This window comes from Rathayibacter sp. AC182, assembly GCF_979253875.1.
Map to the genome: position 1 here is coordinate 2,229,588 of NZ_CEEDEK010000005.1, position 23,811 is coordinate 2,253,398.

Here is a 23,811-nt window from a genome sequence, read left to right on the forward strand (position 1 = left end):
GAGGGGGCTCGCGGCTGTCAGCCGTCGGGCCCCTCCGCAGCTGAGGTTCTGCGAGGCATACGCCTGCAGGAGGGGTGCGGGAGGAGCTCAGAGGGTCGGGGGCACGCCGACCAGGCTGCTCGAGAGGTCCCAGAGGTCGGTGCCGAGGCGGCGGTCGCGGGCCTGGGGTGCGACGGCGCCCGGGCTTCAGGCCGTCGAAGTAGGTGCCGCTCGCGGCTCCGACGTCGGGCTCGGAGCAGAGCGTGATCAGCGGCACCGCCCCCGCTTCGGCGGTGATGCCGTAGGAGCCCGAGGTCAGGGTCTGCAGCGTCTTCATCAGACGGGAGTCGGCGCCGAAGCCGGTGGCCACGAATCCGGGGTGGAACGAGTAGGCGTCCACGGCTGTCGGCAGCAGGCGCTCGGCCAGCTCGCGGATGAACAGGATCGTCGCGAGCTTGGAGGTGCCGTAGGCGCGCCATCCGCCCAGCCACGGCCCCTTCTTCCGGTCGAGGTCCTCGAGATCCAGGCGCCCGAACCGGTTGGCGACGCTCGCGGTCGAGACGACGCGCGCCCGGGGCGGGAGGCGCCCGTTTCGATGAGGCGCGCGGCAGCAACAGGCGGGTCAGCAGGAACGGCGCGAGGTGATTGCTCTGGATCGTCCGCTCGAACCCGTCGGCCGACACCCCCCGCTCCGACACGAGACCGCCGGCGTTGTTCGCCAGCACATCGATCCCGTCGAATCGCTCGAGGAGTGCACCCGCGAGCGCGCGCACGTCGTCGAGCCGGTCGAAGTCGGCCACGAAGGGCACTCCTCCGACATCGGCGGCGACCGAGCGGGTGCGCTCGGCGTTGCGGCCGACGACCGCGACGGTCGCCCCCGCACGCGACAGCTCGCCCGCGGCGATCCTCCCGATCCCGGAGCTCGCCCCGGTGAGCACGACGACGCGCCCCTTCATGTCAGCGACCACGGAGGTATCCGCCCTTCTCGAGACCGGCTTCGATCTCGAATCGATTGCGCAGCGGATCGCGACCCGCCACGAGGTAGGCGAACGGGAACCACATCCCGTAGCGCTTCCACTGCTGCTTGTGCACGGCCTCGTGCTCGAGGACGCGGTCGGAGGCGTTGGTGCCGGTGAAGTAGCTCGTGCCGACGCACGAGCCGCCTCGGCCGTAGGACCAGTCCGGCATGCCGCGGAAGACCACGAGGCCGTTCCGGCGCTCGATCCGGCCGGTGCTCCACACGGCGCCCCACGCGAGCCCCACCGCGCACCCGAAGAGGTACCCGGGGCGGGTGATCGCGGGATGGAGGGCGACGGCCGAGAGACCGCCCTGCGGAGCGTGCTCACGCGCTCTCGCGACCGTAGGTCTCGAGCAGGCGCAGCCACACCTCGCTGATCGTGGGGTGCAGGAGGGGACGGCGTGCCAGAGCCGCGACAGCGGCACCTCGCCGACGACCGCGATCGTGGCCGAGTGGAGGAGCTCGCCGACCTCCTTGCCCACGAACGTGACGCCCAGCACGACGCGGCGGTCCTCGTCGACGACCATGCGCGCGGTGCCCGTGTAGCCGACCGCGGCCAGCGAGGCTCCGGCGACGGAGCCGATCTCGTAGTCGACGACGCGGGTGCGGTAGCCGGCCTTCTCGGCGGCCGCCGCGGTGAGGCCGACCGAGGCGACCTCGGATCGGTGAAGACGACCTGGGGCACCGCCTCGTGGTCGGCCGTCGCGACGTGCGCGCCCCACGGGAGTCGTGCACCTCGGCTCCGGTGGGCGGGCCACGATGACGTCGCCCGCCGCGCGGGCCTGGTACTTGCCCTGGTGGGTGAGGAGGGCGCGGTGGTTCACATCGCCCACTCCGTAGAGCCACGGCGTGGATCCGCCGATCGGCGCACCGTCGGCGTCCAGCACGAGCATCGTGTCGTCGACGGTGAGGACGAGCCCGGCTCGAGGCCGACCGTCTCGAGTCCGACGTCGCGGGTGTGCGGGGCCCGGCCGGTGGCCGCGAGGATCTCGTCGGCCTCGACGGTGCCGCCGTCCTCGAGGACGACCGAGACGGTGCCGTCGGCGCGGCGCTCGACCGAGGCGGGCGAGGCTCCGAGGCGGACGTCGACGCCGAGCCCGCGGAGCGAGTCGCCGACCAGCGTCCCGGCGAAGGGCTCGAAGGGGGCGAGCAGTCCGCTGCGCGCGAGCAGGGTGACGGAGGAGCCCATCCCCGCGTACGCGGTGGCCATCTCGGAGTGCGACCACTCCGCCGCCGATGACGACGAGCCGGGGCGGCACGGTCTCGGCGCTGGTCGCCTCGCGGCTCGTCCAGGGAGCGGCGTCGCGGAGTCCGGGGATATCGGGGACGACGGCGGTCGTGCCGGTCGCGACGGCGACGGCCGACCGGGCGCGGAGGACGCGTTCGGTGCCGTCCGGGGTGGTCACGGTGACCTCCCGCTCGCCGCTCAGGCGACCGTGCCCGCGCACCAGCTCGATGCCCGCTCCTCGAGCCACTGCACCTGGCCGTGGTCGTCGAAGCCGCTCGTGACGGAGTCGCGGTGCGCGAGGAGCGCGGCGACGTCGACGCCGCCGGTCACGGCCTGCGCGGCGCCGGGAAGGTCGCGCGCGGCCCGCAGCGCCATGGGGGCCCTGAGCAGCGCCTTGGAGGGCATGCAGGCCCAGTGCACGAGCACTCGCCGCCCACGAGCTCGCTCTCGACGACCGCCGCGGTGAGGCCGCCCTGGACGGCCCGGTCGGCGATGTTCTCGCCCACGGGTCCCGCTCCGATGACGATGAGGTCGAACTCGTCGGCGGGGGTCTTCTCGGTGCTCATGGTGTCCGGATCCTTCTCGGGCGTCCGCCCGTGACTGCTGGCCGGGGCGCTCCGTCCCGGCAGGGGTGCCGGCGCGGCCGGCGGGAGGTCAGTGGGCGGGCACGATCTCGGCTCGCCAGCCGTCGTAGCGGCCGCCCTCGCTCTCGACGGCGTCGATGACCTGGCGGAGGAACGCCGTGGTGGCCTCCTCGTGGACCGCGGCGTGGTGGCTCGCGACGAGGACGTGCCGAAGCCGCAGCCGGGAGATCGCGATCTCGTAGCCGGAGGCGACGAGCGCACGCCCGGCCCGTCGGGCTCGGCTCGCGCGGGAGAAGACGGCGAAGTGGTCGACCTCCCGCAGCTCCCACACCTGGTCGCCGTAGCGCAGGCGCACCTCGAGCTGGCGGGCGGCGCGCTCCTGCCGCGACTCGGGCGAGGAGGCCTGCTCGGCGGAGTGGGAGGCCGTGGCGGGTCGGGTGGCGGCCGCGGGGGCGAGGATCTCGTCGCTCATCGTCCGGTGAACTCCGCGGTCGTCCGTGAGGGAGAAGGCGCGCAGTCCGATGCCGGCGTCCTCGGAGGCGGCGAGTCGGGCGAGCTCGGCGGGCAGAGCGCGCGCCGCCTGGTCGTCGGAGGAGGACAGGGCGAGCCGGGCGTTCGCGAGGGCCGCCTGCACCGCGAGCGGCGCCTGGGCGGCGATCCGCTCGGCGATCGCTCGCGCGGCGCCGGCGGCCGCTCCGTCGCTGACGACCTCCTGCACGAGTCCGATGCGGTGCGCCTCGGCGGCGTCGAAGGAGTCGCCCGTCAGGATCCACCGCATGGCGTCGCCCCAGCCGGTGGCCCTCGGGAAGCGCAGCGTGGCGCCGCCGAACGGCAGGATGCCGCGGGCGACCTCGATCTGGCCGAAGCTCGTCGACTCCTCCGCGACCACCACGTCGCTCGCGAGAGCGAGCTCGATGCCGAGCGTCAGGCACGTGCCCTGCAGCCCGATGACCACGGGCTTGGACACGGGTTGGGTCCGCAGTCCCCACGGGTCGAGGCCGCCCTCGGGAACGAAGTCCAGTCCGCCGGAGGCGACCCGCGGGCCGATGTCGGCGAGGTCGAGCCCGGCGGTGAAGTGCTCGCCCGCGGCGAGGACGACGCCGACGCGCAGCTCGGGGTCGCGGTCGAGCTCGCCGTACGCCCCGGCCAGGGCGGTGAGCATCGCGAGATCGGCGGCGTTGCGCTTCTCGGGGCGGTCGAGGACGATCTCGAGCACGTGCCCGCGCCGTTCCGTGCGCACGCGCGGTCGCTCGCCGCTCGCGCCCCGCTCGCTCTCGCGGGGCTCGCTCACTGGGGGCTCACTCTCGCGGGGTTCGCTCACGCTGGGCTCTCGCACGTCGGTCCTCCGCTCGGTCGCGTCCGACCATCCTGCCCGGTGCCGCCGACATCGCGCCGTCCGACGGTCCGCATTCCGAGTGGTCGCTCAGGCCCCGCGGGCCAGCGCGCCGAGCAGGCGGAGGATCGTGGGCAGGTCGTCGACCGCGGCCGCGGGGGAGACGGGGGCGAAGGACGTGACTCCGGCGCCGGCGAGCGGGAAGCGGGCGCGCAGCGCTCTCGAGGCTCGCGACGAGCCGGGCCGCGGGGACGCCGAAGGGCACCGGGTCGAACAGCCCGGCGATCTCGGCCGGGTCCAGGACGTCGAGGTCGATGTGCACGTAGACGGAGCGCGCGCCGGTGGCCTCGACGGCCGCGACGAGCGACTCGGGATCGAGCTCGTCGGCGGAGAGGCTCTGCGCACCGCGCTCGAGGAGTCCCTCGATCTCGCCCGGGTCGATCGAGCGCACGGCGCCGAGGACGACGCCTCGAGTCCTCGACGCGCTCCCCGGCGCCCGCGCTGAGCAGGCCGACGCCGCGGCCGAGGACGGCCGAGAGGACCATGCCCGAGAAGGCGCCGCTGGGAGACGTGGCGGGGGTGTTCGCATCCGGATGCGCGTCGAGCCAGACGAGTGCGACCGGCCCCTCGGCGGTGCGGACGGCGTGGCCGATCGCGGCGAACTCGACGCCGCAGTCGCCCCCGGATCGTGATCACGGGGCCGGGCCGGCTCGGCGAGCGCCTCGCGGATCCGCTCGGCGGTCGTCGCGACGGAGGCGTAGCGGCGGATCCCGGTGTCCTGCGCGTCGCCCGCCTCGGCGGGGATCTCGACGGCGACGGTGGCGGAGGAGGGCAGATCGCCGGCGGATCGCTCTCGGCGCCGTCGACCAGGCGCATCGCGCGGGTCGACGCCGAACCCTGCCACTGCGGGACAACGAGGAAGGACGCCATGCCCCTCACTATGGCACGCGGCACGCGGGACCCTCAGACCGTCGGGAGCGCGCCCTAGTGAGGCGTCGGCGCCCGGGGTGGCGGGCACGGCCGCCGGCGGGCCGTCGAGATCGACGAGCGCCTCGTCCAGAGCCGAGCGCGAGCGGTCGGCCGCCCCCCGGGCCTGCTCGAGAGCCGCAGCCGGATCCCCGGCGGCGAGTCGCGCCGCCGCGGCCAGCTGCTCGCCGGTCTCCTCCGCGAGGATCCGGGGCGCCGCGGTGATCCTGTCGCCGTGGACGAGCGCGAGGAGGGCCACGGCGTCGGCGCCGAGCCTGGCCGCGGGTCCGCGCCGCCTCGAAGAGCATGAGCTGGCGCTCGGCCTGCGCGTGCGGATCGCGGTATCCGGCGACGACCGCGTCCAGCGCGGCGTCGGCCTCGAGCAGCAGCGCGAGGACCGCCGCCGGATCGTGGCGCGCCCCTGCCGCGCGGGCCTCGTCCGCGTCGAGCAGGAGCGCCCGCGCGGCGGCGCCCGCGACGGCGACGTCGGCGGCCGACGAGACCTGGGCGGCGGTCCGGACGTCGGAGAGCGTGTCGGCCCGGGCGAGATCGTCCCGCACCGAGCGCTCCAGTCCGCTCAGCTGCGCCTCCGCGCGGGCGAGGAGCGCCGTCAGGGACTCGATCGCCGAGAGCAGGGCGTCGGAGTCGGCCTCCGGGTCCGCAGCCACGCGGTCCGCGGCCTCGCGCAACGGGCGGACCTGCCGCTCCGAGGTGAGGCCGGCGAGGACCGAGACGTCGGCACGGACGCGCTGCAGGCCGCTCCGGCGGGGGCGGGGGAGCGGAGGTCACTCCGTGATCGTACGGCCCCCGTGTTACGGAGCGTGTCGCCCCGACTCGACCGCGATCCGCGCCCCGCGCAGGATGGAGCGCATGACCCGCTCGCTCGCCATCGTGGAGGTCGCCTGGACCCGCCCCGGCCGCGACGACTACCACGCCTACGTGCAGATCCTCAACGGCCGGCTGCTGACGCTCGCCCGCGAGCTCGGCTGGGAGGCGCAGCGCTACGCCGCCGAGGACCTGGGCGCCGCCCGCCTCCTCGCCGAGACCGACGGCGCCGACGCGATCGTGCTGGCCGGCGGCGAGGACATCGCCCCCGAGCGCTACGGAGCGGACCGGGGCTATCCCGGCGAGGGCCCGCACGCGGAACGGGCCGACGAGGCGCAGATCGCCCTCGTGCACCGCGCTCTCGCCCGGCGCACGCCGCTCCTGGGCATCTGCCGCGGCCTCCAGATCGTCAACGTCGCCCTCGGCGGCACGCTCGTCCCCGATCTCGGGCCGGGTGCCGCGCACGTCAACGCGGCCGCTCCCGCCCACGAGCGGATGCACGGCCACGCGGTCGAGATCGCTCCCGCCTCGACGCTCGCCGGACTCTTCGGCGCCGAGGTCCTGGCGGTCCAGAGCGCGCACCACCAGGCCGTCGACGTGCTCGCCCCGGGCCTCTCGGTGGTGGCGCGCGCCGAGGACGGCGTCGTCGAGGCGATCGAGCACCTCAGCGCGCCGATCGTCGGCGTGCAGTGGCACCCGGAGGACCCGAAGGCGCCGGCCGGTCAGCTCGCGGCGCTCCTCGAGGGTCTCGCCGCGGCACGAGCAGTCCCGCAGGCGCTCGCCGCCTGACGGGCTCGTCGAACCGCCCGACCCGACGATCGGGGGCCGGACTCAGCCCGCCAGCCGCGCCATCCACGCCTCGATCTCGTCGGCGGAGCGCGGGATGCCGACCGAGAGGTTCTCGGCGCCGTCCTCGGTGACCAGCACGTCGTCCTCGATGCGGACGCCGATGCCGCGCAGCTCCTCCGGCACGGTGAGATCGTCGGGCTGGAAGTAGAGGCCGGGCTCGATGGTGAAGACCATGCCGGCCCCGACGACTCCGTCGAGGTACATCTCGCGGCGGGCCTTCGCGCAGTCGTGCACGTCGAGACCCAGGTGGTGGCTCGTGCCGTGCACCATGTAGCGGCGGTGCTGCTGGTTGTCGGCCTCGAGCGCCTCCTCGGCGCTGACCGGCAGCAGACCCCACTCGGCGGTCCGGCGGGCGATCACGGCCATCGCCGCCGCGTGCACGTCGCGGAAGCGGATGCCCGGGCGGACGATCGCGAAGGCCGCGTCCGCCGCCTCCCGCACCGTCTCGTGCACCCGGCGCTGCGCGTCGGTGTAGACGCCGTCGACCGGGAAGGTGCGGGTGATGTCGGCGGTGTAGTAGCTCTCCTGCTCCACTCCGGCATCCAGCAGCACGAGCTCGCCGGGGCGCACCGGTCCGTCGTTGCGGGTCCAGTGCAGGATGCACGCGTGCGGTCCGGCCGCCGCGATCGTGTCGTAGCCCACCGCGTTGCCGTCGGCGCGAGCGCGTCCGTTGAAGACGCCCTCGATCAGGCGCTCGCCGCGCTCGTGGGCGATGATGCGCGGCAGATCCGAGAGCACGTCCTCGAAGCCGCGGCCCGTGGCGTCGACCGCGGCGCGCAGCTCGGCGATCTCGTAGGAGTCCTTGACGAGCCGCAGCTCGCTGAGGTCCCGCTCGAGGGCGGCGTCCGAGTCGGCGGAGGTGCGCCCGGCCAGGCGCTCCGCCACCAGAGGGTCGGCCTCGCGGAGGACGGCCACGGCCACGTCGTCCGCGGAGTCCAGCACGGCGTCGAGCTCGTCGATGCCGCGGGCCTCGAGGCCGAGGTCGGCCGACACCTGCGCGAGCGAGGGACGGGGGCCGATCCAGAACTCGCCGATCTCGGGGTTCGCGTAGAACTCGTCGGAGTCGCGTCCGGCGCGCTCGCGGAAGTAGAGCACCGCCGAGTGGCCCGACTCGCCCGGCTCGAGCACCAGGACGGCGCCCGGCTCGGAGTCGGCGCCCCAGCCGGTCAGCCAGGCGAAGGCGGAGTGCGCGCGGAACGGGTAGTCGGTGTCGTTGGCGCGCTGCTTGAGCCGCCCGGCGGGGACGACCACGCGCTCGCCGAGGTGCAGCGCCGAGAGCCGGTCGCGTCGGGAGGCGGCGAAGGAGGCCTGCTCGCGGGGCTCCGGCAGCGGCTCCTCGCGGTCGGCCCAGCCCGCGGCGATGAAGTCGCGGAAGCGGTCCGAGGCGGGGGTCGTCGAGCGGTTCGCGGTCGCGCGGGGGTGGGTGCTGCGGCGGGGTCGGGCGTCGGGGTGGTCTGCTCGTCCGTGTTCGTCATGACCCCATTCTCCTCCTCGGCGGGCGGAGGAGGGGGTCAGGAGGAGTCCTTGACCATGCCCCGCACGGACAGCTGCACGAGCACGGGGCGGTGGTCGCTCCCGGCGTCGTCGCGGTCGTCGACGACGACGTAGCCCGAGACCTCGCGGCGTCCCGAGAAGAGCACGTGGTCGATCAGGGCGCCGAGCGCGGCGGGGACGGAGGCGGGCCAGGTGCCGGTGCCGCCGCCGCCCGCGAGCGCGGCCGCGTCGCTGCAGCCGCCGAGGTCGGCCGTACCCGGGAGCCCGGACCAGTGGTCGAGGGTGGAGTTGAGGTCGCCGACCACGACCACGTCCTCCTCGGTGCTGCAGAGCGCGGCGAGGCGCGAGAGGTCGCTGCGCCAGTCGGCCATCAGGGCGGGGATCGGCGGTGCGGCGTGAACGGCGGCGATCACCGGGCGCTCGGGGGTGTCCGGCCGGACGACGAGCGAGGGCAGGGTGCCGGTCGGCGTGCTGCCGGGATCGACCGCATAGGCGCCCAGCGACGGGGCGAGCAGGAGCGCCGTGCCGGCGATCCCTCCTCCGCCCGCGGCGTAGTGCAGGGTCATCGGGCGGCCGGCGGCGGCGAGCGCGGCGGCGATCTCCTGAGCCGGTGCCTCCGAGACCTCGACGAGGGCGAGGGCGTCGACGGCGCTCTCGTCCGCGAGCGCGACGACGTCCGCGACGGCGACCGAGTCCAGCGTGTTCCAGGTGAGGATGCGCAGATCGGCGAGGCGGTGCGCGCGAGGGGCGCTGTCCTCGTAGCCCCGCACGCCCTGCAGCCCCGCGAGGACCACGGCGAAGACGACTCCGAGGGCCGCCAGCGCGAGGGCGAGGCGGCGCACGGGCGGCATCGAGGACCGCCACGACGACGACCACCAGGGCCACGACGACGGCGCCGAGGGCCGTCCCGAGGCGGAACGACACGAGCTGCGCGAACGGGGCCTCGCGGGCGAGTCCGAAGAAGCCGGGAGCGGTCGCCACGAGCAGGACGATCGCCACTGCAGCGGCCACCGCGAACTTCACCAGTCTCGTCCCCATCCCGGCTCAGGGTAGGGCATCCTCCCGGCCGCAGGCGCAGGACGCGCGTCTACGATGGGCGGCATGCATGTCGCGGGAGGCGGGTTCGACCTCCACACCCACTCCCTCGTGTCCGACGGCACCGAGCCGCCCGAGGTGCTCGTGCGCGCGGCCGCCGACGCGGGTCTCGCGGGCGTCGCCCTGACCGACCACGACTCGACCGGCGGATGGGCGGCCGCTCGCGCCGCCGCCGACGCGGCGGGGATCGAGCTGCTCCCCGGCATGGAGCTCTCGTCGCGGGTCGGCTGGGCGAGCGTGCACGTGCTCGCGTACCTCGTCGATCCGGAGGATCCGGGCCTGGTCGCCGAGACCGCGCGGATCCGCTCCGAGCGGATGCACCGCGCCGAGGCGATCGTCACCGCGATCGCCGTCGACTACGACCTCACCTGGGACGACGTCCTGGCGCAGACGTCCCCCGGCTCCACGATCGGGCGCCCGCACATCGCCGACGCTCTTCGTGGCCCGCGGTCTCGCGACCGATCGCCTCGGCCGCGTTCGCGGGGATCCTCGACTGGCGGGGCGGGTACTACCGGCCGCACTACGCACCCGATCCGGTCGACGCGGTCCGCCTGGTGCGCGCGGCGGGAGGCGTCCCCGTGATCGCGCACCCGGCCACCAGCACCCGCGGCATCGTGGTGGAGTCGATGCTCCCGGACCTCGTCGACGCGGGGCTGTTCGGCCTCGAGGTCGAGCACCGCGAGAACACCGCCGACGGCAAGCGCAGGCTGCGCGAGCTCGCGCAGCGGTACGGCCTGGTCACGACCGGGTCGAGCGACTACCACGGCACGGGCAAGCCCAACCGGATCGGCGAGAACACGACGCCGCGCGCGACGGTGGACGCGATCCGCGCCGCCGCCCGGAACTGAGCGGGCCCGCCCCTCCGGAGACGACGAACCCCCTCGCGCGATCGCTCGCGGAGGGGGTCGAGGGGGTCTGCGGGTCAGACCTGGGCGTCGGGACGCGGGCCCCGGCGGCGCTGGCGGGTGCGACGGCGCGGCTCGCTGTTGCCGTCGTGGTGCTCCTTGCTCTCGCTCGAGGGGGCCTGGCCCGCATCGGACGCGGCGGCCTCGGTCTGCTCGGACGAGCCGCGGCTGCGACGACGGGGCTCGCGGCCCTCGCGGCCCTCGCGGGGCTCGCGCGGCTCGCGCTGCCGCGTGCTGCGCTCGGGCTGGGCGTCGGCCTTCGCCTCCGCGGGGATCGGCGTCGGCTCGAGCCGGCCCTTCGTGCCCACGGGGATGTCGAGGTCGGTGTAGAGGTGCGGCGACGACGAGTAGGTCTCGACCGGGTCGGGCTGACCGAACTCGAGCGCCCGGTTGATGAGGGCCCACTTGTGCAGGTCCTCCCAGTCGACGAACGTGACCGCGATGCCGGTCTTGCCCGCGCGGCCGGTGCGGCCGACGCGGTGCAGGTAGGTCTGGTCGTCGTCCGGGATCGTGTGGTTGATGACGTGGGTGACATCGTTCACGTCGATGCCGCGGGCGGCGACGTCGGTGGCGATCAGGATGTCCTTCTTGCCGGCCTTGAACGCGGCCATCGCCCGCTCGCGCTGCTCCTGGTTCAGGTCGCCGTGGACGGCGGCGGCGTTGAAGCCGCGGTCGTTCAGCTCCTCGACGATGCGGGCCGCGGCGCGCTTGGTGCGGGTGAAGATGACGGTCTTGCCGCGGCCCTCCGACTGCAGGATGCGCGCGATGACCTCGTCCTTGTCGAGCGAGTGCGCCCGGTAGACGATGTGCTTGATGTTCGCCTGCGTGATGCCCTCGTCGGGGTCGGTCGCGCGGATGTGGATCGGCTTGTTCATGAAGCGGCGGGCGAGCGCGACGATCGCGCCGGGCATCGTCGCCGAGAAGAGCATGGTGTGGCGGGTCTGCGGCGTCTGCGCGAACAGTTTCTCGATGTCCGAGAGGAAGCCGAGGTCGAGCATCTTGTCGGCCTCGTCGAGCACCATGACCTGGACGTTCGCGAGCGACAGCAGGCGCTGACCGGCGAGGTCGAGGAGGCGCCCCGGGGTGCCGACGACGATCTGCGCGCCCGCCTTCAGCTGCTCGATCTGGCCCTCGTACGCCTTGCCGCCGTAGATCGAGACGATCTTGGCGGGGCGGTTCGAGGCCGCGAGCTCGATGTCCTCGGTCACCTGGACGGCGAGCTCGCGGGTCGGGACCACGATGAGCGCCTTCACACCCGGCTCCGGGTCGGTGCCCAGCGCCTGGATGAGGGGGAGGCCGAAGCCGAAGGTCTTGCCGGTGCCGGTCTTGGCCTGGCCGATGATGTCCTGCTTCTGCAGGGCCAGGGGGATCGTCTGCTCCTGGATGGGGAACGGCTCGAGGATGCCCTTGGCGGCGAGTGCGGCGACGATGTCGTCGTCGATGTTGAGATCGGAGAAAGTCACGGGAGTGAAGCGCCTGTCGTGTCGAACGGTCTACGCCCCTGTACGACTCCGGGCGCAGGGTCACCGATCCAGCGCCGGTGACATCCCGGCGAGTCTACCGGCACCCGCCTCTCGCGCCCCGGAGGGCGTCGGCGGGGCGGAGCGCCTCGCTCTAAGCTGGGCCCATGGCAGCCTGGTTCCGACGCCGACGTCCCTCCGGCGACACCCCGCGCCTGACCCCGAGGGCGAGTCCGCCAAGCGCGACCGCGTCGACCTGGCCGACCTCACCTCCGAGGTCCTGCCCTACCTCGGGCAGGTGGCCTACCTCCAGCTCGCTATCTTCGAGGCCCTCGCCCGCGCGGTGGCGGGCACCGACGACCTCGCCGACAAGGAGGCGATCTCGGCCGCCGCCGGCACCGCCCTGTCGAAGCACCATGCGGTCGTCGCCGAACTGCGCCGACGCGACGTGGAGCCGTGGGAGGCCATGGCTCCGTTCCGTCCCGCGATCGACACGTTCGAGCACTTGACGCGGGGCGCGGACCTGCACGAGACGCTGCTCTCGGCCTACATCACGGCGGGGCTGCTCGACGACTTCTTCATCCGCCTCACGGGAGGACTGCCGAGCGACGTCGGACCGCGCATCGCGCAGACCCTCGGCGCCGACACCGGGATCGACGGGCTCATCACGATCCTCCGCCGCGAGATCGCCGCCGACGACCGTCTCGGCTCGCGGCTGGCCGTCTGGGGTCGCCGGCTCGTCGGCGACACCCTCCTGGTCGCGCGCTCGGCGCTGATGGGCTCGGGCAACCACGACTCGGACGAGTCGCGCATCGAACCCGTGTTCACCGAGCTGATCGCCTCGCACACCCGGCGGATGGACGCCCTCGGCCTGACCGCCTAGGGCGCGGCGACCGGCGGAGCGACGCGGGATCCCGTCCGCCGGGCCCTGCGCGTCACTCCGCCCAGAAGCCGGGAACGTCGGCGAGGGTCGCGATCGTCCGCTGCCGCCCCCACTCGACGTGGGCGTGCGCGACGGAGGAGGCGAGGCGGGCGTCCCCCGCGGCGACCGCCTGGGCGAGCCGCACGTGCTCGTCGTGGCGCACCCCCGGCTCCGCCTGGATGTTGGCGATGTTGAGGCGGTTGCTGCGCTCGTCGAGCGGACCCATGGTCGAGATCAGGAGCCGGTTGCCGGCGATCGCCTCGATCGCACCGTGGATCCTGCCGCTCTCGGAGTGGAAGCGCGCGAGATCGCCGTCGGCGAGGGCCGCTCCGGCGTCGGTCACCACCGCCACGAGGGCCGAGGCGTCCGCCCCTCTGGCGACCGCCTCGGCCGCCGTCCGCGCGATGAGGGGCTCGAGTGCCGAGCGGATGTCGTAGAGCTCGTCGACGTCGCGCCGGGTCACGACGGTCACCACGGCGCCGCTGCGCGGGCGCACCGTGACCAGCCCCGCCAGCTCGAGCCAGGGGAGCGCCTCGCGGATCGGCACGCGCGAGACCGCGAGCTCGGCGGCGAGATCGCGCTCCCGGATCGGCTCGCCGGCGGGCAGGCGCCCGTCGAGGATCCGGCGCCGCAGCTCCTCGTAGACGGACTGCGACATCGTCTTGACGGGGGTCTTCTCGGGCATCGCTGCTCCTCGGTCTACCGGAGGGGGGACGGGGACAGGGTAGCGGGCGTTCGGGCGAGGCGCGGCGGCAGCCGTAACAGCGATTTCACGCGGGCGAAACATGGAGGAGGGTGAGCGACCGTAGCGTGGCGGTCGTGCTTCGGTATACCAAGCACCTCATCTCTCGGAAGGACTCGCTCATGAGCACCGTCACGGACCCGCCGCCCTCGACGACGACGACGGGAGACCGCATCGAAGCCGCGTACTCGCGCATCGGGATCACCGGCGCCCACGTCGGCATCGTGGCGATGATCCTCTTCGGGGTGTTCTTCGACGCGATCGAGCAGAACACGGTGGGAGTCGCGGGCCCGGTGCTCGCAGCGGACTGGGGCCTCGCGGGAGCCGAGCTCGGGCTGCTCAACACCGCCACGTTCACCGCCGTCGCCCTCGGGCGCGTGCTGGCGGGAGTGGTCATGGACCGCGTCGGGCGCCGCACGCTGCTCGGCGCGAACCTCCTGGTCTTCGCCGTCGGCAGCCTGCTCTGCGCGCTCGCACCGAGCTACGAGATCCTCGTCGCCGCCCGCTTCCTCGTGGGTCTGGGTCTCGGCGGCGAGATCGCGACCGCGGTGATCATGCTGGCCGAGTTCTTCTCGGCGAAGCACCGCGGCACCGCCGTCGGCCTCATCAATGTCGCCGCCGCCGGACTGGGCAACATGCTGGCGCCGCTGTTCGGCGTGATCGTCTTCTCGGTCTTCACCGGGGACGACCGCTGGCGCTGGCTCTTCGGTCTGCTCGTGGTGCCCGCGCTGGCCGTCGTCCTCTACCGCCGCGCCCTGCCCGAGACGCCCCGCTACCTCGCCGCCCGCGGCAGGACCGCCGAGGCCAACACGGTGATCAACCGGCTCGCTCAGGGCAGGCTGCACCGGCCGCTCCAGGAGGAGGTCGACTACCTCGGGACCGCTGGAGCCGCTGCCGTCACGGTCCCCGCGACTCCCCGGTGGACCGAGCTCTTCGGACGCCGGCACCGCCGCACCACGATCGCCCTCGGTGTCGCCGTCTGCATGTCCTACGCGGCCCAGATCTCGATGCTGACCCTGATCCCGCTGATCCTGACCTCCCGCGGCTTCGACATCACCAGCGCCCTCTGGTATACCCTCGTGATGCAGTCGGGCTCCCTCGTCGGAGCGCTCGTGGCGGCTCTCGCGGCCCAGCGCCTGCCCCGCAAGCTCACGCTCACCGTCGCCGCGATCCTGGGCGTCGGCGCGGGTCTCGGCTTCGGCTTCCTCGGCACGACGATCGCGCTGGTGCTGGCGTTCGGCTTCCTCTTCAACTTCTCGGTGATCGTGCTCAACACCACCATCTGGCTCTTCGCTCCTGAGCAGTACCCGACGCGGATCCGCGGGCTCGGCACCTCCGTGATCCTGGCGCTCGGCTCCCTGTCGGGCGGCCTCTTCCCGCTCCTCGCGGGGAGCAGTGCTGGACGCGTCGGGCGTCGGGGGCATGTTCGCCCTGCTGGCCGGGCTCTTCGCGATCTGCGCGATCGCCGTGCAGTTCCCCGCGCGAGACGGTCGGCCGGCCGATGGCGGAGGACTGACGATGAGCCGCACCCTCGTCGTCCTGAACCCGAACACCTCGGCCGAGACCACGCGGCTGCTCGTGGCGATCGCCCGGGACGCCGTGCGCGGTGAGGAGGTGCACGTCGTGGGGGAGACGGCGGAGCGGGGGCCGTCGATCATCACCGATCCGGCGGCACTGGCGGCATCGGCCGGCGAGGTGGTCGCTTCCGCCCGGCGCTCGGTGCTGCTGCACGACCCTGCGGCCCTCGTGGTCGCGGCGTTCGGCGATCCGGGAGCGGCGGAGGCGGCGGAGGCCACCGGACTGCCGGTGGTCGGCATCGGTGCGGCCGCCGTGCGCGCGGCCGGTGCGACCGGGCGGCGCTTCGCGATCGCGACGACCACGTCCCGGCTCGAGGGGACGCTGCGGGCGCTGGTCGCGTCGGCCGGGGACCCCCGGGACTACGCAGGATGCTTCCTCACCGCCTCGGACGCGGAGCAGTTGCGCGATCCGGTCCGGCTGCACGCCGAGCTGCGCGAGGCGGTGCTGCGGGCGGAGGCGGCCGGGGCCGAGGCGGTGATCATCGGCGGCGGGCCTCCTGAGCGCGGCGGCCGAGCTGCTCGCGGCGGAGTTCGCGGGGCGCCTGCCGATAGTGGAGCCGATCCGGGCGGCGATGGCCGAGGCGCTGGTGGCCACCTCGCCGATGGCGCCGTCACCGGCCTGAAGCGGGCCTGGCACGACGAACGGCGCGGGAGTCGAGGACTCCCGCGCCGTTCGTGGTGGTGCGTTCTTACTGCGCGGCGACCCGCCCCGCGAGCATCGCCTCGAGGGAGGCGTCGTCGCGGCGGGCGCGGGCCCGGCCGAGGGCCAGGTCGGCGACCACCACGGCGATCGCGGTGAGTGCCAGTGCGAGGACCCAGATCAGCCCGCCGTCCCAAGGGAGGCCCGCCCAGGTCAGCGCCACCCAGAGCACGGCGGCGACGACGCCGCCGAGGGCCGGGACGAGCACGGCGCCGTGCAGGTGCCGGTGCGGGAGCGAGTACCGCGCGGCCAGACCGAGCAGCACTCCTCCGATCGTGACGAAGAGGAGCTCCACGACGTTCCCGGAGGGGCTAGGCGACGAAGCCGACTCGGCGCGACTCCTCGGAGCCGAGCTCGACGAAGGCGATGGTGTCGGTGGGGACGATGTAGATCTTGCCCTTCTCGTCGCGCAGGCGCAGGACCTTCGCACCGGCCTCGAGAGCGGTGGTGACCGTCTTCTCGACCTCGGTCGCGGACATCGAGGACTCGAAGTTGAGCTCTCGCGGGGTGTTGACGATTCCGATACGGATTTCCACCAGCAGTTGCCTTTCGGGAGGAGGGACGTGGCTGTCACGATACGGCACCGTGCGAGAGCGCCGACGCGGGTTTCGCGCTGAGCGGATCGGGGCTCCGGGTGCCGTCCGCCCGGTCGTCGGGGAGTGTCGGCGGTGGTGGCTAGCGTGGTGGGGTGCCCGTCACCGCCTCGTCCTCCGCCTCCCCGTCCTCCGTCCAGGAGCGGGAGTCCGGCGGTGCGCGCGTGCGGCTCGACGCCTCGCAGCAGGCGGTCCTCTCCTGCCGGACGGGCGGAGCGCGGCCGTGCTCGGGAGCCCCGGGGTCCGGCAAGACCACGACGCTCGTCGAGCTCGTCGCCGACCGGATCCTCGAGCGGCGGTACGCGCCGGAGTCGGTCGCGGTGCTGGCGGCCAGTCGCACGGCCGCCACCGCACTGCGCGACGTCCTGGCGCTCCGGATCGGCGTGCCGACGCGGGGGCCGCTGGCGCGCACGGCGACGTCGCTGGCGTTCGAGGCGGTCACCGCCTCCGCGAAGGAGCTCGGCGTCGAGCGGCCGACCCTGCTCACCGGCGGCGAGCAGGACGTCCTGCTCTCGGAGCTGATCGAGGGCCACCTCGAGGAGGGCACGGGCCCGCGCTGTGCCGGACGAGTTCGGCCCGGAGGTCCTCCGGCTCCGCACCTTCCGCACCGAGCTGCGCGAGTTCGGCATGCGCGCGACCGAGCACGGCCTCGACACCGCCGCCGTACGCGCGCTCGCCGTCGACGCCGAGCGGGGCGAGTGGGCCGCGGCCGCCGAGGTGCTCGAGGAGTTCCGGGAGGTCGTCGACTGGATGTCCCCCGACGCGGGCACCAAGCTCGACGCCGCCGAGTTCGCGGCCTTCGCCGCCGAGACGATCCGCGCGGGTGGCGGGGGCGAGCGGATCACCGCGCTCCGGCTCGTGATCGTCGACGACCTGCAGGAGGCGAGCGAGTCTCACCGTCGTGCTGCTGCGGGCCCTCGCCGCGCGCGGGGTGACGATCATCGCCTTCGGCGACCCGGACGTGGCGACCAGCGCCTACCGCGGCGCCTCCTCCGACACGCTCGGCCGCTTCTCGTCGAGCATCGGGGTCGAGGGCGCCGAGACGCTCGTCCTCGAGCGGGTCCACCGTCACGGCGCCGAGCTGCGGGCGCTCGTCACGCGCGCCGTGCAGAGGATCGGCACGGCCGCCGCCGGCCGGCAGCGCACCGCCGTCGCCGAGGACGAGGCGGGGGGCGCCCCGGAGCCGATCCTCGTCCTCCAGGCGCCTACCCCCGCAGCGCGAGGCGGCGACACTCGCGCGGCTCCTGCGCGAGCGCCGGCTGCGCGACGGGGTCCCGTGGCACCGGATGGCCGTCGTCGTGCGCTCCGGGGCGGCGGTGCAGCCGCTCGTGAAGGCGCTCGCCGTGGCCGAGGTGCCCACGCGGTCCGTCCTGGCCGGCCGGGCCCTGCGGGACGACCACGCCGCGCGCGCCCTGCTCGTGCTCGTCGGCGTCGCGATCGGCGAGAGGCCCCTCGATGCGGCGCTCGCGTCCGAGCTCCTGCTCGGGCCCTTCGGCGGCGTCGACCGGCTCGGGCTCCGCCGCCTCCGGCTCCTCGCCCTGCGCGCCGAGGAGCTCGCCGGCGACGGCATCCGCCCCAGCGACGCGCTGCTGGTCGAGGCACTCTCGGCCACCGGGCGCTTCGCCACCATCGACTCCGCCCCCGCCCGCCAGGCCGAGCGCCTCGCCGTCACCATCGACCGTGTGCGGCGCCTCCACGCCGAGCACGGCTCGATCGAGGAGCTCACTCTGGTCGGCGTGGGAGTCGAGCCGCGTCGCCTCGTCGTGGCGCGAGCTCGCCCTGGGCACCGGGCTCACCGCCGCCGAGGCGAACCGCAACCTCGACGGCGTCGTCGCCCTCTTCCAGCGCCGCGCGGCGCTTCGTCGAGCGGGCCGCCGGATCCTCCGCGATCGGCTTCGTCACCGAGATCCTCGGAGGCGGAGGTCCCGGAGGACACCCTGGCGCCGCGCTCGGTCGACGACGCGGTGCTCATCGGCACGCCCTCCTCCGTCGTCGGACTCGAGTTCGACGTGGTCGTCATCGCCCGGCTGCAGGACGGCGTGTGGCCCAACCTCCGGCAGCGCGGCTCCCTGCTCGACCCCGACGGCCTCGTCCGCGCCGCCCGCGGCGAGGGCGGCCTGCCGCTGGACGGGCGCAAGGCCACCCTCGACGACGAGCTGCGGATGTTCGCACTGGCCGCCTCGCGCGCCCGCCGGCAGCTCGTGCTCAGCGCGGTCGCCGGCGAGGACGAGACCCCGTCCCTCTTCTTCCGGCTCACGCCTCCCGATGCACCGCACCTCGACGCCGCCTCCGGCGGTGCCCCTCACCCTGCGCGGAGCGGTCGCGGCGCTGGCGGCGCACGGCGACCACTCCGGACTCGCCCGACGCACCCGCGGCGATCCGCGGACTGCGGGCCCTGGCGCTCGCCGAGGTGCCCGGTGCCGATCCCTCCTCCTGGTACGGCGTCCTCGAGCCCTCGACGAGCGAGCCGCTGTTCGAGCTGGACGACCCGGAGCGGCCGGTCTCGGTCTCGCCGAGCCGTCTGGAGGCGTTCGAGAGCTCGCCGCTCAACTGGTTCGTCGATGCCGTGTCGGGTTCGACCACGAGCACGGCCATGGGCGTCGGCACCCTGGTGCACTGGGTGCTCGAGAACGCCGCCGAGCCCGACACCGAGACGCTGTGGACTCAGCTCGAGTCGCGCTGGCCAGAGCTGGTGTTCGAATCGCCCTGGCTGGGCGAGCGGCAGAAGCGGCTGACCCGGCGCCTGGTCGAAGGGCTCGCCGAGTACCTGGTCGACTTCCGCGAGGCGGGAGGAGAGGTGCTCGGGCGCGAGCAGCAGTTCGAGATCGGAGTACCTCCGGCGCGCGTGCGGGGCTCGATCGACCGCGTCGAGCGCGCGGCCGACGGCTCCGTGACGATCGTGGATCTCAACGACCGGCCGCAGCATCCCCCCGAAGTCCGCGGTCGCCGAGCACGCGCAGCTGGGCAGCTATCAGCTCGCCGTCGCGAGCGGCGCCATCGAGGCGGCGGGGCAGGCGGCGCGCGGCGGCGCCAAGCTGCTGTTCGTCTCGGGCGGGGTGGGCGGCAAGCGCTACCGCGAGGTGGTGCAGCCGCGCTTCGGCGAGGAGGAGCCCGAGGCGCCTGCGCGAGCGGGTGCGTGCCGCCGCGACCGGGATGGCCGCTCCCGCCTTCTCGGGCCTGCTCGACGCCGTGCCGTTCTCGCCGGGCGACTCCCTCCGGTACCGCCTGCACGCCGTGCCCGAGGTCTCGGGCGACGGCACTCCTGGCGCTCGACGAGGTCGAGCCCGAGGAGGATCAGGACGACGCCGTCGACGAGGAGAGCCGAGCGCGTGATCGACGCCCTGACCATCGCCGAGAAGCTCGATCTGCGCCCGCCGACGGCCGAGCAGCGCGCCGTGATCGAGGCGCCGCTCTCGCCGGCGCTCGTCGTCGCGGGTGCGGGCAGCGGCAAGACCGAGACCATGGCGAACCGCGTGCTCTGGCTGCTGGCGAACGGCATGGCCGCTCCCTCCGAGGTGCTCGGACTCACCTTCACGCGGAAGGCGGCCGCCGAGCTCGGCGAGCGCATCGGCCGCCGCATCGACCAGCTCGGTGCCGCCGGGCTGCTCCCGCTCGCCGACGGGCGGACGGAGCCCGATCCGTTCGACGCCCCGACCGTCTCGACCTACAACGCCTTCGCGAACACGATCTTCCGCGACAACGCGGCGCTGATCGGCCGCGAGGGCGATGCGACCGTGCTGTCGGAGGCGTCGGCGTGGCACCTGGCGCGCGGAGTGGTCGCCGACACTGCCGATCCGCGGATCCTCGAGGTCGAGGCGAGCGTCGACCGCCTCACCGACCTCGTCGTGTCCCTCGCGCACGACCTCGCCGACAACCTGGCCGACCCCGCGGAGGTCGCCGCCTTCGCCGAGGACTTCGTGCGCATCGGCGGACTGCCCGGGGCTCCAAGGGCAGCGGCGCCTACCGCGACGTCGAGAAGGCGGTCCAGGCCGTCGGCGCGCTGCCCGTCCTCACCGCGCTCGCCGGGCGGTTCCAGGAGGCGAAGGCCGAGCGCGGCTTCGTGGAGTTCTCGGACCAGGTCGCCCTCGCCCTGCGGATCACCGAGAGGGTGCCGAAGCTCATCGACGAGCACCGGGCGCGGTACCGGGTGGTGCTGCTCGACGAGTACCAGGACACCTCGGTGCTGCAGACGCGACTGCTCTCGCGCCTCTTCGCCGAGCAGGGCGTGATGGCGGTCGGCGACCCGCACCAATCGATCTACGGCTGGCGCGGGGCGAGCGCCGAGGGCTCGGCCGCTTCGGCGTCGACTTCGGCTCGGCGGCGCGCTTCTCGCTCTCGACGAGCTGGCGGAACGGGCACGGCGTCCTGGCGGCGGCGAAGCGCGGTGGTCGAGCCGCTCGCGGCGGGCAGCGCGGTCCCCGTCGACCGTCTCGCCGCCGGTCCCGCGGCGAGCGGGCACCCGGTCGAGCTGACCTTCCCCGAGACGATCGAGGAGGAGGCCGACGATGTCGCGCGTTGGTTCGCGGGCCGCCTCGCCGAGAGCCCGGAGCCGCCCTCGGCCGCGGCGCTCTTCCGCGTCCGCGCGCACATGGACCGCTTCGCCGCCGCGCTGGCGAAGCACGGGGTCAGGTACCACATCCTCGGGATCGGCGGGCTCCTCCGCCAGCCCGAGATCGCCGACCTGGTCGCGGCCCTCACCGTCGTGGAGGATCCGGCCGCGGGCAGCGAGCTCGTGCGCCTGCTCGCCGGAGCGCGCTGGCGGATCGGAGTGCGCGACCTGCGCGCCCTCCGCGATCTCGCCTCCTGGCTCGCGTCGCGCGATCACGCGCACCGCCTGCTCCCCGAGGAGGTGCGCGAGCGGATGCGCGCGTCCGTCACCGAGGGGGAGGGCGGCTCGATCATCGAGGCGCTCGACTTCATCGCGTCGCGTCGACCGGGGGAGGACGGCCGGATCGACCACTCCGCACTGTCGGCCTTCAGCGAGGCGGGGCTCTCGCGGCTGCACGACGCCGGCACCCTGTTCGCGCGGCTCCGGGCCCGTGCGGGCCTGGACCTCCTCGACTTCACCACCCTCGTCGAGCAGGAGCTCGGACTCGACATCGAGGTGGAGGCCAACGAGTCGCGCAGCGAGGGCCGGGCCAATCTCGAGGCCTTCCGCGACGCCGTCTCCGGCTATCTGCAGACCGACGACCGGGGTGCCGGCACCGGCTCGTCCCTCCGCGGCTTCCTCCGCTGGCTCGTCCTCGCCGACAAGCGCGACGGCCTGGCGCCCCGCCCGGAGGATCCCGAGCCCGGCACCGTGCAGCTGCTCACCATCCACGGCTCGAAGGGTCTGGAGTGGGACCTCGTCGCGGTGCCGCGCATGGTCGACGGCGAGCTCCCGGCACCCTGTCGAGGGGTTCCGCGGCTGGGTGCGCCTGGGCGCGATGCCGTACGCCTTTCGCGGCGACGCCGCCGAGCTGCCGGACCTCGACTGGCGCGGCTGCGAGACCCAGAAGGACGTGGTCGACGCGATCGGCGACTTCGGCGCCGTCCTGCGCGAGCGCAACGAGGCGGAGGAGCGCCGGCTGGCCTACGTCGCCGTCACCCGCGCCCGTCACCACCTCCTGCTGAGCGGATCGTGGTGGGCGGGTCAGTCCAAGCCCCGCGGTCCGGGGGTCTTCCTCCGCGACCTCGCCGAGGCCGGCACCCTCCCGGAGCTCCCCATCGAGCCCGCGAACCTCGAGAACCCGCTCGAGCGGGCCCCGCGGACCTTCCGCTGGCCCCACGATCCGCTGGGCTCGCGCGGTGAGCGGGTCCGCGCCGCAGCCGGGCGGGTCCGCCTGGCCGAGCCGGCCCTCCTCGGTGCGCGCGGCGAGGACGTCCGGCTGCTGCTCGCCGAGCGGGCCGTCCGCCTCGCCGGCGGCGAGCGCGTCGCGCTGCCCGTCCGCATCCCGGCCTCGCGGTTCAAGGACGTGGTGAGCGCTCCCGAGGAGGTCGCCGCGCAGCTGCGCCGGCCGATGCCGGAGCGGCCGTACCGGCAGACCCGGCTCGGCACGACCTTCCACTCGTGGGTCGAGAACCGCTTCGGCATCCAGGGCGAGGCGGAGGCGGTCGACACCTTCCCCGACGAGCTCGACGATCCGGGCGCGACGACGGTGGAGCAGGAGCGGCTCGCGGCCCTCGTCGAGACCTTCGAGCGGTCGGAGTGGGCGGACCGCCGCCCGGAGGCCGTCGAGATCGAGATCCACCTGCAGCTCGCCGAGCACGTCGTGGTCTGCAAGATCGACGCGGTGTACCCCGACGGCGACGGCTTCCAGATCGTCGACTGGAAGACCGGGCGTGCGCCGGAGGACGCCGCCGACCTCGAGCTCAAGCAGTTCCAGCTCGCGCTCTACCGGCTCGCCTTCGCGAAGTGGAAGGGCGTGCCGCTGGAGAGCATCGACGCCGTGTTCTACTTCGTCGCCGACGACCTGGTGCTCCGGCCCGAGCGCTTCTACTCGGAGCGCGAGCTGTCGGAGTCGCTCTCCTCGGCCCTGGGGGCGAGGCCGCGTCCGTGAGAGCCCGTCCGGGCGCCGGGAGTGCGGTTCAGCAGCTCCTCGACCTCCGAGACCTCGAGCACCGGCCCGGTGTCGGTCGAGAGCGGAGCCGACAGGTCGCCCAGCACGCTGTCGACGAGGGTGTCGAGCATCGCGACCGCGTCGTCGACGATCGCCGAGTCGTCGGTCTCGGTGCCGTGCAGCAGCCAGCGCGCGAGCTCGAGCTCGGCGTAGAGCTGCGCCCGCTGGCGGAGGGTCCAGGTCGACCGCTCCCGCGCGCATCCGCGAGTAGGCGGCGAAGGCGGTCCCGGCGCCGGGGGCGCTGAGGAGCCAGTGCAGATCGCGGGCGGGATCGCCCACGCGCAGGGCGGCCCAGCCGAGCACCGCGGTCACGACGTCGCCGGAGCGCAGGAACGAGTCGGAGGTCATCGAGCCGTTGACGACCGTCGGATCGAACCGCCAGAGGGCCTCGTCCGACGAGGCGGTCTCCCACCGGGCGACGAGCGCGGCGGGCACGTGCCCGTGTCGGCGGCGCGCTCGATCACGGCGACGGTCTCGTTCAGGCTGTCGCGGGCGGTGGCGACGGGCAGTCCCGCCTCCTGCACGAACGACGCGGGCAGCGAGTGGATCGCGCCGATCGCGCGGCCGACCGAGTCGGCGAGTCCGCTCGAGGGCGACGTCGTCGATGAGCACGCGGTCGCCGTCGAGGAACTCGTAGACGACGGCGCGCGTGCCGTCGTAGGGGGCCTGACCGACGCTCGTGTGCAGGTCGAAGGGCAGTCGGCTGCGGATCCCCGCGGTCAGCGCCCGCAGCGCCACGAGGTCGCCGAGCTGCTCCTGCTCGGCCAGAGCGGAGGTCGGCACCCGCACGAGCAGGCGGGCGCCGTCGCGGCTGGTGACGAGCGCCGAGTCGAAGTCGCCGTGGGTCGAGTGGGTGAACGCTCGCGCGGTCCGGACGTCGAGGCCCTCGACGGCCGAAGTGGCCAGCGCGGCTAGAGTGAGATGGGATCTGGCCATGGGTTC

24 protein-coding genes and 7 pseudogenes are annotated in these 23,811 nt (G+C 74.3%); 13 read left to right on the forward strand and 18 right to left on the reverse strand.

Going from position 1 to position 23,811, the window contains the following annotated elements; all coding sequences use genetic code 11:
• Positions 1-17: 17 nt before the first annotated feature.
• The 11 genes and pseudogenes from AC0CII_RS23805 to AC0CII_RS23855 all read right to left on the reverse strand — a co-directional run bounded on the left by AC0CII_RS23805 (position 18) and on the right by AC0CII_RS23855 (position 5,776).
• The gene (locus AC0CII_RS23805; RefSeq protein WP_465230785.1) at positions 18-935 is read right to left on the reverse strand and encodes an SDR family NAD(P)-dependent oxidoreductase; all 918 of its coding nucleotides are present in this window, start codon (positions 933-935) and stop codon (positions 18-20) included.
• A gap of 1 nt (position 936) precedes the next feature.
• A complete protein-coding gene (locus tag AC0CII_RS23810) occupies positions 937-1,275 on the reverse strand; it encodes a Fe-S oxidoreductase (RefSeq protein WP_207404052.1) in 339 nt (112 codons plus the stop codon).
• A gap of 177 nt (positions 1,276-1,452) precedes the next feature.
• A pseudogene (locus AC0CII_RS23815) lies at positions 1,453-1,890 on the reverse strand (pyridine nucleotide-disulfide oxidoreductase); the annotation flags it as partial.
• On the reverse strand, positions 1,818-2,207 hold the full coding sequence (locus tag AC0CII_RS23820; RefSeq protein ID WP_465231075.1) for an FAD-dependent oxidoreductase: 390 nt from the start codon (positions 2,205-2,207) through the stop codon (positions 1,818-1,820). The gene AC0CII_RS23820 and the pseudogene AC0CII_RS23815, both read right to left, overlap by 73 nt.
• Positions 2,208-2,271: 64 nt before the next feature.
• Positions 2,272-2,472 (reverse strand): annotated as a pseudogene (locus AC0CII_RS23825) (pyridine nucleotide-disulfide oxidoreductase); the annotation flags it as partial.
• A complete protein-coding gene (locus tag AC0CII_RS23830) occupies positions 2,424-2,555 on the reverse strand; it encodes a hypothetical protein (RefSeq protein ID WP_465230786.1) in 132 nt (43 codons plus the stop codon). The pseudogene AC0CII_RS23825 and the gene AC0CII_RS23830, both read right to left, overlap by 49 nt.
• Positions 2,552-2,791: a hypothetical protein gene (locus AC0CII_RS23835; RefSeq protein WP_465230787.1), complete on the reverse strand. Its 240-nt coding sequence runs from the start codon at positions 2,789-2,791 to the stop codon at positions 2,552-2,554. The genes AC0CII_RS23830 and AC0CII_RS23835 overlap by 4 nt, the downstream gene beginning before the upstream one ends.
• A gap of 88 nt (positions 2,792-2,879) precedes the next feature.
• A complete protein-coding gene (locus tag AC0CII_RS23840; RefSeq protein WP_465230788.1) occupies positions 2,880-4,049 on the reverse strand; it encodes a crotonase/enoyl-CoA hydratase family protein in 1,170 nt (389 codons plus the stop codon).
• 58 nt (positions 4,050-4,107) lie between these two features.
• The gene (locus tag AC0CII_RS23845) at positions 4,108-4,731 is read right to left on the reverse strand and encodes an arginase family protein (protein WP_465231076.1); all 624 of its coding nucleotides are present in this window, start codon (positions 4,729-4,731) and stop codon (positions 4,108-4,110) included.
• Positions 4,727-4,795 (reverse strand): annotated as a pseudogene (locus tag AC0CII_RS23850) (hypothetical protein); the annotation flags it as partial. The pseudogene AC0CII_RS23850 and the gene AC0CII_RS23845, both read right to left, overlap by 5 nt.
• Before the next feature lie 285 nt (positions 4,796-5,080).
• Complete coding sequence (locus tag AC0CII_RS23855; RefSeq protein ID WP_465230789.1) at positions 5,081-5,776, reverse strand: hypothetical protein; 696 nt, start codon at positions 5,774-5,776, stop codon at positions 5,081-5,083.
• Positions 5,777-5,978: 202 nt separating this feature from the next.
• Between AC0CII_RS23855 and AC0CII_RS23860 the strand changes: the two genes are divergently transcribed.
• Complete coding sequence (locus AC0CII_RS23860) at positions 5,979-6,722, forward strand: gamma-glutamyl-gamma-aminobutyrate hydrolase family protein (protein ID WP_465230790.1); 744 nt, start codon at positions 5,979-5,981, stop codon at positions 6,720-6,722.
• 42 nt (positions 6,723-6,764) lie between these two features.
• On the opposite strand, the gene AC0CII_RS23865 is transcribed toward AC0CII_RS23860, so the two are convergent.
• Positions 6,765-8,297, reverse strand: coding sequence for an aminopeptidase P family protein (locus tag AC0CII_RS23865; protein WP_465231077.1), 1,533 nt, complete (start codon positions 8,295-8,297; stop codon positions 6,765-6,767).
• Positions 8,294-9,118: an endonuclease/exonuclease/phosphatase family protein gene (locus AC0CII_RS23870; protein WP_465231078.1), complete on the reverse strand. Its 825-nt coding sequence runs from the start codon at positions 9,116-9,118 to the stop codon at positions 8,294-8,296. Before AC0CII_RS23870 ends, AC0CII_RS23865 begins: the two co-directional genes overlap by 4 nt.
• A 259-nt stretch (positions 9,119-9,377) precedes the next feature.
• On the opposite strand from AC0CII_RS23870, the pseudogene AC0CII_RS23875 reads away from it, so the two are divergent.
• Positions 9,378-10,219, forward strand: a pseudogene (locus tag AC0CII_RS23875) (PHP domain-containing protein).
• Between the two features lie 74 nt (positions 10,220-10,293).
• On the opposite strand, the gene AC0CII_RS23880 reads toward AC0CII_RS23875, so the two are convergent.
• The gene (locus AC0CII_RS23880; RefSeq protein ID WP_465230791.1) at positions 10,294-11,739 is read right to left on the reverse strand and encodes a DEAD/DEAH box helicase; all 1,446 of its coding nucleotides are present in this window, start codon (positions 11,737-11,739) and stop codon (positions 10,294-10,296) included.
• A 4-nt stretch (positions 11,740-11,743) separates the two neighbouring features.
• On the opposite strand from AC0CII_RS23880, the gene AC0CII_RS23885 reads away from it, so the two are divergent.
• Positions 11,744-12,619, forward strand: coding sequence for a ferritin-like fold-containing protein (locus tag AC0CII_RS23885; RefSeq protein ID WP_465230792.1), 876 nt, complete (start codon positions 11,744-11,746; stop codon positions 12,617-12,619).
• A 52-nt stretch (positions 12,620-12,671) separates the two neighbouring features.
• Here the strand turns inward: AC0CII_RS23885 and AC0CII_RS23890 are convergent, their stop codons facing one another.
• The gene (locus AC0CII_RS23890) at positions 12,672-13,343 is read right to left on the reverse strand and encodes a GntR family transcriptional regulator (RefSeq protein WP_465230793.1); all 672 of its coding nucleotides are present in this window, start codon (positions 13,341-13,343) and stop codon (positions 12,672-12,674) included.
• A 179-nt stretch (positions 13,344-13,522) separates the two neighbouring features.
• Between AC0CII_RS23890 and AC0CII_RS23895 the strand changes: the two genes are divergently transcribed.
• Positions 13,523-15,010: an MFS transporter gene (locus AC0CII_RS23895; RefSeq protein WP_465230794.1), complete on the forward strand. Its 1,488-nt coding sequence runs from the start codon at positions 13,523-13,525 to the stop codon at positions 15,008-15,010.
• Positions 14,919-15,776, forward strand: a complete 858-nt coding sequence (locus tag AC0CII_RS23900) for an aspartate/glutamate racemase family protein (protein WP_465230795.1) — start codon at positions 14,919-14,921, stop codon at positions 15,774-15,776. Before AC0CII_RS23895 ends, AC0CII_RS23900 begins: the two co-directional genes overlap by 92 nt.
• Here AC0CII_RS23900 and AC0CII_RS23905 read toward each other — a convergent pair.
• Positions 15,667-15,972, reverse strand: a complete 306-nt coding sequence (locus AC0CII_RS23905) for a hypothetical protein (RefSeq protein ID WP_465226231.1) — start codon at positions 15,970-15,972, stop codon at positions 15,667-15,669. The genes AC0CII_RS23900 and AC0CII_RS23905 overlap by 110 nt on opposite strands.
• Before the next feature lie 16 nt (positions 15,973-15,988).
• Complete coding sequence (locus AC0CII_RS23910) at positions 15,989-16,213, reverse strand: DUF3107 domain-containing protein (protein WP_055793661.1); 225 nt, start codon at positions 16,211-16,213, stop codon at positions 15,989-15,991.
• Between the two features lie 152 nt (positions 16,214-16,365).
• Between AC0CII_RS23910 and AC0CII_RS23915 the strand changes: the two genes are divergently transcribed.
• The 7 genes and pseudogenes from AC0CII_RS23915 (at position 16,366) to AC0CII_RS23945 (ending at position 22,809) form a co-directional block, all read left to right on the forward strand.
• Positions 16,366-17,205 (forward strand): UvrD-helicase domain-containing protein, encoded by an 840-nt coding sequence (locus tag AC0CII_RS23915; protein ID WP_465230796.1) that lies wholly within the window; start codon positions 16,366-16,368, stop codon positions 17,203-17,205.
• A 351-nt stretch (positions 17,206-17,556) separates the two neighbouring features.
• Positions 17,557-18,426: pseudogene (locus AC0CII_RS23920) on the forward strand (ATP-dependent helicase); the annotation flags it as partial.
• A gap of 410 nt (positions 18,427-18,836) precedes the next feature.
• A pseudogene (locus AC0CII_RS23925) lies at positions 18,837-19,121 on the forward strand (PD-(D/E)XK nuclease family protein); the annotation flags it as partial.
• A gap of 281 nt (positions 19,122-19,402) precedes the next feature.
• A complete protein-coding gene (locus AC0CII_RS23930; RefSeq protein WP_465231151.1) occupies positions 19,403-19,603 on the forward strand; it encodes a hypothetical protein in 201 nt (66 codons plus the stop codon).
• Positions 19,600-20,040, forward strand: a pseudogene (locus AC0CII_RS23935) (UvrD-helicase domain-containing protein); the annotation flags it as partial. The gene AC0CII_RS23930 and the pseudogene AC0CII_RS23935, both read left to right, overlap by 4 nt.
• Positions 20,041-20,330: 290 nt before the next feature.
• Positions 20,331-22,061 (forward strand): UvrD-helicase domain-containing protein, encoded by a 1,731-nt coding sequence (locus AC0CII_RS23940; RefSeq protein ID WP_465231079.1) that lies wholly within the window; start codon positions 20,331-20,333, stop codon positions 22,059-22,061.
• Between the two features lie 163 nt (positions 22,062-22,224).
• A complete protein-coding gene (locus tag AC0CII_RS23945; protein WP_465231080.1) occupies positions 22,225-22,809 on the forward strand; it encodes a PD-(D/E)XK nuclease family protein in 585 nt (194 codons plus the stop codon).
• On the opposite strand, the gene AC0CII_RS23950 is transcribed toward AC0CII_RS23945, so the two are convergent.
• Positions 22,746-22,940 (reverse strand): hypothetical protein, encoded by a 195-nt coding sequence (locus AC0CII_RS23950; protein WP_465230797.1) that lies wholly within the window; start codon positions 22,938-22,940, stop codon positions 22,746-22,748. The genes AC0CII_RS23945 and AC0CII_RS23950 overlap by 64 nt on opposite strands.
• Positions 22,941-23,121: 181 nt before the next feature.
• Here AC0CII_RS23950 and AC0CII_RS23955 point away from each other — a divergent pair, with 181 nt between their 5' ends.
• Positions 23,122-23,784: a hypothetical protein gene (locus AC0CII_RS23955; protein ID WP_465230798.1), complete on the forward strand. Its 663-nt coding sequence runs from the start codon at positions 23,122-23,124 to the stop codon at positions 23,782-23,784.
• The last annotated feature ends 27 nt before the right edge of the window (positions 23,785-23,811 follow it).